At 51.3% G+C, this 9,169-nt stretch carries 7 protein-coding genes; 3 read left to right on the forward strand and 4 right to left on the reverse strand.

The features are described from left to right. Positions 1-103 precede the first annotated feature (103 nt). The gene (locus AC1DUA_RS11475) at positions 104-607 is read left to right on the forward strand and encodes a GNAT family N-acetyltransferase (protein WP_477499871.1); all 504 of its coding nucleotides are present in this window, start codon (positions 104-106) and stop codon (positions 605-607) included. Here AC1DUA_RS11475 and AC1DUA_RS11480 read toward each other — a convergent pair. From AC1DUA_RS11480 to AC1DUA_RS11490, 3 genes are read right to left on the reverse strand one after another with little or no spacing between them, the layout of a single operon-like run. Then, complete coding sequence (locus AC1DUA_RS11480) at positions 604-912, reverse strand: 4a-hydroxytetrahydrobiopterin dehydratase (RefSeq protein ID WP_477499872.1); 309 nt, start codon at positions 910-912, stop codon at positions 604-606. The two genes, AC1DUA_RS11475 and AC1DUA_RS11480, sit on opposite strands and share 4 nt — an antisense overlap. A 46-nt stretch (positions 913-958) precedes the next feature. Beyond that, positions 959-2,767, reverse strand: coding sequence for a DNA helicase RecQ (gene recQ / locus AC1DUA_RS11485; RefSeq protein WP_477499873.1), 1,809 nt, complete (start codon positions 2,765-2,767; stop codon positions 959-961). A gap of 35 nt (positions 2,768-2,802) precedes the next feature. Then, positions 2,803-3,096: a hypothetical protein gene (locus tag AC1DUA_RS11490; protein ID WP_477499874.1), complete on the reverse strand. Its 294-nt coding sequence runs from the start codon at positions 3,094-3,096 to the stop codon at positions 2,803-2,805. 191 nt (positions 3,097-3,287) lie between these two features. Here AC1DUA_RS11490 and AC1DUA_RS11495 point away from each other — a divergent pair, with 191 nt between their 5' ends. After that, positions 3,288-4,880 carry an SWIM zinc finger family protein gene (locus tag AC1DUA_RS11495; protein WP_477499875.1) on the forward strand — a complete coding sequence of 531 codons (1,593 nt, stop codon included), beginning with the start codon at positions 3,288-3,290 and terminating at the stop codon, positions 4,878-4,880. After that, entirely contained in the window at positions 4,868-7,741 is a 2,874-nt protein-coding gene (locus AC1DUA_RS11500; protein ID WP_477499876.1) for a DEAD/DEAH box helicase, read from the forward strand. The genes AC1DUA_RS11495 and AC1DUA_RS11500 overlap by 13 nt, the downstream gene beginning before the upstream one ends. Before the next feature lie 556 nt (positions 7,742-8,297). On the opposite strand, the gene AC1DUA_RS11505 is transcribed toward AC1DUA_RS11500, so the two are convergent. Beyond that, the coding region (locus AC1DUA_RS11505) for an EAL domain-containing protein (RefSeq protein WP_477499877.1) at positions 8,298-9,169 on the reverse strand (872 nt) is incomplete at its 5' end.

Below are 9,169 nucleotides of genomic sequence, written 5' to 3' on the forward strand. Positions count from 1 at the left end.
ATCCCAACATGAGCATAGAAAACAAAATACATGTAGTAATTGGAATATGTAAAAGCCAACCCATGCGATCCTCCAACCAATATATGAAAAGGTGATAATAAAAGTGGTAAAAGCAAGCTTACCCTGGCGAGTTGTACCGCTAACTAACGCGCACTGCGAGGAGTTATGTAAGTGGAAATATCCGTCTCCCTACGAGCTATATAATTGGCCTTCTTGGGAAACCATGCTTCGAGAGCAAACGGGATTCGCTGACCCGCACATTCGGGCTGAACAGTACCGGGCTGTCGTCGATGCCAATGGCGAGCTATCCGGCTTCGTTCAGTTCTTCCCGATTGTCGGCGTCACGCGTTTAGGTCTGGGACTCCGCCCGGATCTATGCGGCAGAGGCAGCGGAATTGGCGTCCAATTCGTGCAGCTCCTCACCCATGAAGCATTGAAACACGCCCACGGGCAGGAGGTCGACCTGGAAGTGCTAGTCTGGAATGAGCGCGCAATCCGCACTTATGAGCGTGCTGGCTTTGTCATTACGGATACGTATGAGAAACAGACGCCCACGGGCAAGTCGAATTTTCATTGCATGGTGTACGACGAGACCTCACCCAGCTAAACGTCGTCAGAGCCCGCAGATACCTCTTCAAAAGCTTGATCAAACTTGGCAGCGGATTGAAAATCCAGCTCTGTCAAACCGCCTGCATGCCATGATGTAAGCCGCAGTGTAACCATTTTGTAATCGATGGCAATCAGGGGATGGTGGTTATCCGATTCTGCGATACGGGCGACATGATTCACAAAGGAAATACCCTGCATGAACTCCGCAAAGCGGTATTTCCGCAAAATCCATTTGTGATCGTCTGTCGTCCAACCTGCGAGCGCGCCAAGCTTTTGATCAATGTCACTATTCCCAAGCTTCACGTACTTCCACCCCTTCCAGCCTTACTCAGTTACTCCCGAATCTCTTTTATTCAAAATCATAGGCGACCGCCTCGGCCTCGCTCTCTCCCGCATACGTGCGAAGCAGATCAAGGRAGGGTTTCCCATAATTACGGTACTTAACCTCGCCGACACCTTTGATTCGCAGCATAGCGGATTCCGAGGTCGGGCAGCTTTCACTCATCTCACGCAGCGTACTATCGGAGAAAATAATATACGGCGGCACTTTCTCACGTGCAGCAATTTCCCTACGAAGCAGACGCAACTGCTCGAACAAGGTATTGTCGATAGCAGCAGCTTTGACCTGCTGTTTGCGCACTTTTTGGTACACAGGCCGCTTCCCTTGAAGCACTTCCGCTGCAGGCTGCATTAACCTGACCACAGGATACTGGCCCTCAGACAGCTGCAAAAACCCTTCCGAGATCAATACATTGATCAGATCGGAAATTTCTTTTTCCGGCAAATCCTTCATAATGCCATGCGTTGGCAGTCGATCGAACCGATACTCGACAATTTTCTTCGCTTTCGAGCCTTTGAGCACTGAGGCAACCATCGAAATCCCGAAACGTTCGTTCATCCGGCGGATGCAGGAGAAGATTTTCTGCGCTTCAACGGTAATATCCACGCTATCGCGATCATCCTTGCAGGAGCTGCAGTTGCCGCAGGTGTCTTTAATATTAGTTTCATCAAAATAGTGCAGAATAACATTCCTCAGACATCTGGGCGAGTAGCAGAAATCGATCATCGTCTGCAGCTTTTTGTACTCGTTTGCTTTGCGCTCAGGCGAAATCTGGTTCTGCTCAATGAGGAACTTCTGCGTCATAATATCCTGCGCGCTAAACAGCAGAATGCATTCGCTCGGCTCCCCGTCACGTCCTGCGCGACCAGCTTCTTGGTAATAAGCCTCCATGTTCTTCGGCATATTGTAGTGAATGACGTAGCGCACGTTCGACTTATCGATGCCCATCCCGAACGCATTCGTGGCGATCATCACCCGAACATCATCATAGAGGAATGCTTCCTGCATGTAGGAGCGCTCATCGTCCGTTAAACCCGCGTGGTACTTGCCTGCGGCGTAGCCTTTTTTCCGCAAAGACTCGTACAGCTCCTCCACATCCTTACGGGTAGCGGCATAGATAATGCCCGGTTGGTGCGTGTGCTCTTTCACATAATTGTGTATGTAATCCCGCTTGTTCTCTCCGCGAAGAATCGTCAGCTCCAAATTATCCCGTGAGAAACCATTCACAAAGATGCCCGCGTCCGACAGGTCGAGCAGCCTTGCAATGTCTGCGGTCACCTCAGCTGTCGCTGTAGCGGTAAAGGCCGCTACAATCGGGCGATTCGGAAGCTCGCGAATGAACGGAGCAATAGAGACATAGCTGGGCCGGAAATCATGCCCCCACTGAGACACGCAGTGCGCCTCATCAATCGCTACAAAGGGAAGATTCAGCGCTGACATCCGCGCGCGGAACCGCTCTGACTCCAGCCGCTCGGGCGCGATATAAAGCAGCTTATACTTGCCCTGCATCGCGCCTTGCATCCGCTGTTCCACTTCTCTGGCTTCCAGCGTACTATTAATGAACGTCGCCGGAACTCCAAGCACACCAAGGGCATCCACCTGGTCTTTCATCAAGGAAATCAACGGAGAGATGACAAGGGTCACACCCTCCATCAGCATCGCAGGAACCTGATAACAGATCGATTTACCGCCGCCCGTCGGCATAATGCCAAGCGTATCCTTTCCCTCAAGCAGATTGGTAATAATATTTTTCTGCCCCTCACGGAATTCGGGGTACCCGTATACTTGTTGTAAAACCTTCCTTGCCCCATCCAGCATAGCTTATAAACACCTTTCTATAGCTCACTCAAAAATCAGACCAAATAAATGACGGAAACCAGCTTCTCCCCGTCGTGAACCTTCAATACGTGATTCCCCGGATCATGGCGAACCGAACCTGCACCGATTTGCATCACAGGACTATTGCCTAATCCATAAAAAATATCATCAGCCAGCGTACGCAGGCATTCTTCCTGTTCCTCCTGCTCAAGCTCCTGCCAGTCGTCCGCACTCATATCCAGCAGCTCATAGAAGCCATCAACCATCTCAATGCCGCGTACGAAATCAGTGACAATATCCTTATATTCTCTTCCGAATTTTATGCCCATTGTAAAGTCTCCCTTCGGTAGCTAACCTTCTAGCTTCACTTTATCATATTATAGGTTCGATTGCAGGGTTAACCGTTTTTACCCCGGATAAAAAAATACCCTTTGGCATAAACTGTGGAAATGGGCAATTTCGGAAAAAATCTGTTACTATGGAAGAAGGAATGTACCGCTCGGAGGGTAGGAAAGCACACATGCTGAAACTGCAGATTCCCAAAAATCGAATGAACTACCTAATCAAACAAATCCCGCTGCATTTCGATGCTGCCGTACTGGAGCAGGGCTGGGAGTATTATCATAAAGGCCGCGTGGCGGATGTCGATCTGAAGGGCACAAGCATTCAGTCGACGGTTGCAGGCAAGAGACTGCACAACACGACGGTGAATTTAGAACATTTTCAGGACAGCTCATGCAGCTGCTCCTTCGATGGCTTTTGCCAGCATATCGGTGCTACGTTCTTCAGCTTATATGCCCCTTATGGACGGCCGGAACTGCTGCTGCAACAATTAAAGCAACAAATATTCGCTCGCAAGAAACCACTGCGGGGCACTTCCCTTGCACAGGAACGCAAAGAAGCCGCCAAGGCCAATAAACCCGAAGAAGCGGCTATACCTGCCGATTGGCATCGTTTTTTCGAAGGAAGATTTCATGGATTCTCGATCTCGCATCAGCACTCCATTGAAACGTTTTATGACTCTGCGTTAGAGTCTCTACCAGGTTTTGCAGCCGATTGGAAAAGCTCAATGCGCGAAATCTATATGCTTCATATCGTGCTTTTCATGATGCGTAAGATCGAACAATTTTATCAAGAAACCAAAAGTTCCTACTTGTCTTATTACCACGAAAACGGGTGCAAAATCGCCGCAAAAAACTGTGAGGATAAGCTCGTCGAGCTTGCCCAAGGCATGGATCTGAACGCCTCCTTCGCGGCTGAGCCCAAACATATGCTKGCTACACTCAAAATGCTCGGTGAATTCGCGCTGCAAGGAAAAGACAGCCCGATTGACTGGCTATTCGTGTATCGGTTCATCTGGTGGAAGCTGTCTGCCCAAAAATCCGCTCAGAAAGAGGAGATTCAGCGCCTCGATACCCTTCTGTCCAAAAAGGACCTCCTTGCTAAGAAGAAGGATGCGCTGATTGCGGCTAGAGCTCATTTTCACATCATTCAGGGAGATACGGACAGTGCTTTCAAACTGCTGGAGCTCTTGGCTCATCCCCAGGCGAAGGATTACTTCCTGTACCTGAATTATTATTACAACGATAAGCAGTGGAATGACATGCTGGTCTGGCTCCGTTGGTTGTTCAAGTCGATTGCACAAGCCAATCACGATGATTTCCGGACCTTTTGCCAATATTGGCTCGACACCACCAAGCATTTGGACTCCGACAGCGAATGGGTACAGGTCATGGAATCCCTGCTGCCTCGCTCCTATTACTATTACACAGCCTATTTGCTGCAGACCAAAAGGTATCGGCAATGGGTCGATTTGCAGCTCGCGAACCRTATTTCGCCACTGAATCTGTACACGCTGGAGCTGAAAGCGATTGAAGAGCACGATGCCTCTTTGCTCCTTCCTCTGTATCATCAAGCGGCGGAACGTGCGGTTCTGGAGAAAAATAGAGCTTCCTACAAAACGGCTGTCCGGCTTCTGAAGAAACTGCACAGCATTTACAAACAATTAGGCCAGAACGATCGCTGGGAGCACTATGTGTATCGTTTAGCGGATAAATTCTCACGCTTGCGTGCCTTCCAAGAAGAGCTCAAGAAAGGAAAATGGATTCGATGATCGAAACCAGCGCGCTGACGGTTCATGTAAGCTCCCTCCCCAGCGGCTCCTTGTTTCTATGGGGATCCCGCGAGAATGGCGGCATTTGGGACGCCCTTGATTTGAAAAATATGCTCTTTGCCTGGCACCGCGCTTCCTTCTATGGCACTTTCATGGAACCAAGTGAATGGCAAAATCGCGAAGGCATTGAGCTGCAGCCACTTGAGGCGCTCGATTATTTCAGCGATCCGCAGCCTGTTCAGCATCTACAGCTTAGCTGGCATCAGGACTCTGCGGATTTCATCAGCTTGGCGCCTGCGGTTCGCGAAGCATTAGCTACCGGAAGCTTCATGCCGGATTACGAGAAATGGAAAGCCGGCGAAATTGGCTGGAAGCTGCAGTTGCCGGAGGCTCTGCAGTCTCTGGAATCGCCAGCTGTTTCCCGCTGGATTCACGCGCTCATCCCCGAATGGGTAGACGCCGACGGCATCATGAAGGACAATCTGCGCAAGCTGGAAGCCGCGTACCCGCTCATGCGGCGAGGTGAACTCGCCGCTGATCTCTGGCTCGACGAGGAAGATTGGCTCGTCGCCATTGGCTGGCGCCAAGACCGCTCGCCAATGCGCACGTGCCTGCAGCTCGCAGAGCCGGACCTGGCGCACGGCGCGGGTTGGCAGCTGCGCGTGCTGCTGCAGGACCGGCTTGCGCCTGACGTGCTGCGCACGGTGACGCCTACCGGCGAGCCGGTGGCGGGTGAACTGCCACTGCCGGAGGCGTGGCAGCCGGAGCTGAGCCGCGTCGAACGTGACGCGGCCAAATGGCTGCGCATCCTGCCTTGGCTGGATGCGGGCGATAGCACCCTCCGTCAGACGTTGACGGAGGAAGAGGCTTGGCGCTTCCTCGCAGAGGGAAGCGTGCGGCTCGTGGAGGCCGGGACCAGTGTATTCCTCCCGGCCTGGTGGGAGCGCATCCGCAAGATGAAGCCGAAGCTGCGCGCGAAGATCAAGTCTTCCGTCGGATCAGGACGGGAGACCATGTTCGGGCTGACCCAGCTGATGCAGTTCGACTGGAAGCTGGCTGTTGGTGATCTGGAGCTGACGGAGGAAGAATTCCGTCTACTGCTCGAAGAGAAGCGCAAGCTGATCCAGATTCGCGGCAATTGGATTCAGCTCGATCCGAAGTTTATGGCGCAGGTCGAGCAAATCATGAAGCAGGTCCAGAAGAAGCAGGGCCTCTCCTTCCGCGACGTGTTAGAACTGCATTTCGCTGGAGATGCAGCCGGACTGCTGCCTGAGGAAGATGATCCCGATGCGATGCGTTATATCGAGATGGAAGTCGAGCTGAATGAGCAGCTGCGCCACATGGTTGACCAACTGACGCAAACAGCTGCGATCCCCACTGTGGAGCCGCCGCCGAGCTTCCAAGGTTCGCTGCGCCACTATCAGGTGGACGGCATCTCTTGGCTGCTATTCCTGCGCCGTTTTGGACTTGGGGGTTGTTTGGCCGATGATATGGGTCTTGGTAAAACGATCCAGTGGATCACTTACCTGCTCACCGTCAAAGAGACTGAGCAGCCTGCTGCCCCTTCTCTGCTGATTTGCCCAACCTCTGTCCTCGGCAACTGGCAGATGGAGCTGAAGCGCTTCGCCCCTTCGCTCAAGGTACATCTGCACTACGGACCTCAACGCTTCAAAGGAGCTGCCTTCACGGAGGCTGTCGGCAAGGTTGATCTAGTATTAACATCTTATACGCTGTCCCATCTGGATGAGGCGGAGCTGGGCGAAATCGCCTGGAACTCCATCTGTCTGGACGAAGCGCAAAATATAAAAAATGCTTATACCAAGCAAGCCTCGGCAATTCGCCGATTGAATGGTTTCCATCGCATTGCCTTGACGGGTACCCCGATTGAGAATCGGCTCACGGAGCTGTGGTCGATCTTCGACTTCGCGAATCCCGGTTATCTGGGCACGGTGCGCGAGTTTACGCATCGCTATGTGAATGCGATCGAGAAAACGCGCGATCCTGAGATCATCAACAAGGTTCAGAAGCTGATCCGTCCTTTCCTGCTGCGCCGCGAGAAAAAAGATCCCGCCATTCAGCTGGATCTGCCGGAAAAGAACGAGTCCAAAACGTTCATCTCACTAACCGCCGAGCAAGGCTCGTTATACGAAAACTACATCCAAGACATGTTCGACCGGCTGGATACGCTCTCTGCGATGGAGCGGCGCGGGCTTATCCTCGCTGCGCTGACGAAGCTCAAACAGGTGTGCAACCACCCTGCTTTGCTGCTGAAGGAAGGGCTGTCCGCCCCATGGAGCGGACGCTCGAACAAGCTGGAGCGGCTGCTTGAGATGGTGCAGGAGCTGCGCCAAGAAGGCGACAAATGCTTGATTTTCACGCAGTTTGTCGAGACCGGCAACCTGCTTCAGCATGTGCTGCAGCAGGAGCTGGGCGAGACCGTGTTGTTCCTTCACGGAGGAACAACGAAGACTGGGCGCGATGAGATGATCGCGCACTTCCAGGACCCTGATGACCGGCCGGCAGACGAGAAGCGAAATGTGTTTATTCTTTCGCTGAAGGCCGGCGGCATCGGGCTGAATCTGACGGCGGCGAATCATGTGTTCCACTATGATCGCTGGTGGAATCCCGCCGTCGAGAATCAAGCGACGGACCGCGCCTTCCGCATTGGGCAGACGCGCCATGTGCAGGTGCACAAGTTCGTCACGCTCGGCACGCTCGAAGAGCGCATCGACGAGATGATCGAGCGCAAGCTCGGCCTCAGCCAGCAGATCGTCGGCTCCGGCGAGAACTGGATCACCGAGCTGTCGACTGACGAGCTGCGTGATTTGTTCTCGCTGCGGCGTGAGTGGGTCGAGGCTTAGGCAGGCTCTTGTGTTTACAAGGAGGCTCTCTCTCGACAGAGGGAGCCCTATTGTTTGAGGTAGTTAAGGGAACTGAAAGCCTCYATTTAGGCTAAAATGAAGTTTTCACAGGTTTCGGGGAACTACAGGCTCTTATTTCAGCCAAACGAGCCTGTTTCTACCCAAAAATGGAGAAATAGAGGAACATAGTTCCGCCATGTTGCCTGGATGGCTATTGCAGGTAAAATAGCGCCCTGTAGTTCCTTTACTGTGAGGGGGCAGATCACGCAGTGTATGTTCACACGAAAAGACCGTCCAGGCAAAAAACGCCTGACGGTCTTTTCTATGTTGTACTTTGTACAACGATATTGCTGCAAATGGACCTCTATTCGGCTCTATGTTGTACAAAGTGCAACGTTGAGGGTTAAAATTCACTGTTTTCGAGCCATTTATGTCAAATTAATTGTACTTTGTACAATGAACTGCAGGGTAACAAGACATAAATCGTCTTTATGTTGTATTTTATACAACGAAGACCAATGGGTTAATAGAGTTACTCCCGACGTGTTCACCACGCCTATATCAGCAAATCCAAAAACAAATAATACCCATCACCCAACGTACAGGAATAGGTCTGAATCTGATGCGAGGTATCTAGATCCGTATACATTTGCGATAAGATCCCTTGCTTTTGCAGGTTCATCATGAGAATGTTGGAGATGAAATACGGACGCCACGTCCAGTTCGCTCCGCGATAACTCTCATCCCTGCTCCAAGTATGATCTTTGCGAATATAATTGGAAGAAATTTGGTAGCCATCCTCCATGCATATGTAGATCCGTATACAATTATCAGTCACGGTTTTGATCGTATGTTCAATAAGCTGATCCGCGTCTTCCGCCGTCAAAATACGAATAGCGAATTGGTTGAGTGTTTCCAAGCTTTGATGGATGGCAGAAAGATGACTGTTTCGCTGAAATTCCCCTTGGCTAAAGAGGCTCATTTCTTCCTTCAGCATGGGTTTAAAAACATCCTTATGCTGCAGATACGGCTCAGCTTTCGAAAAGAGATACCCTTGCACATACCTCGCACCAACTTGCAGCGCACTGTGCAGCTCTTGCTTCGTTTCAATGCCTTCCACGAGCAGGGATGCGCCCATTTGAGCCGCTAAAATTGAAAAAGATTGCATCAAGGCTTTGTAACCCGCATGAATAGCGCTCTTTTTCAGTATATTAAGATCGATTTTCAATATTTTGGGCTGCAGACTTGCGATGCGATCGAAATTGCTAAACCCACTGCCTACATCGTCTATCGCGATGATACAGCCGAACTGCCGATACAACTCTACAATCTGGGTAAGCTCTTGCAGCTTTCCTGTGAATTCTTCTTCTGTAACTTCAATCACGATACGCGCAGGATTTATGTCATATTTCCTCAATAGCTCGATCG

This window comes from Paenibacillus sp. 01T422, assembly GCF_056398785.1.

Excerpts from the sequence above, each read along its gene's own strand:
- AC1DUA_RS11490 (WP_477499874.1), bottom strand. The coding sequence starts at position 3,096 with ATGGGCATAAAATTCGGAAGAGAATATAAGGATATTGTCACTGATTTC.
- AC1DUA_RS11500 (WP_477499876.1), top strand. The coding sequence starts at position 4,868 with ATGGATTCGATGATCGAAACCAGCGCGCTGACGGTTCATGTAAGCTCC.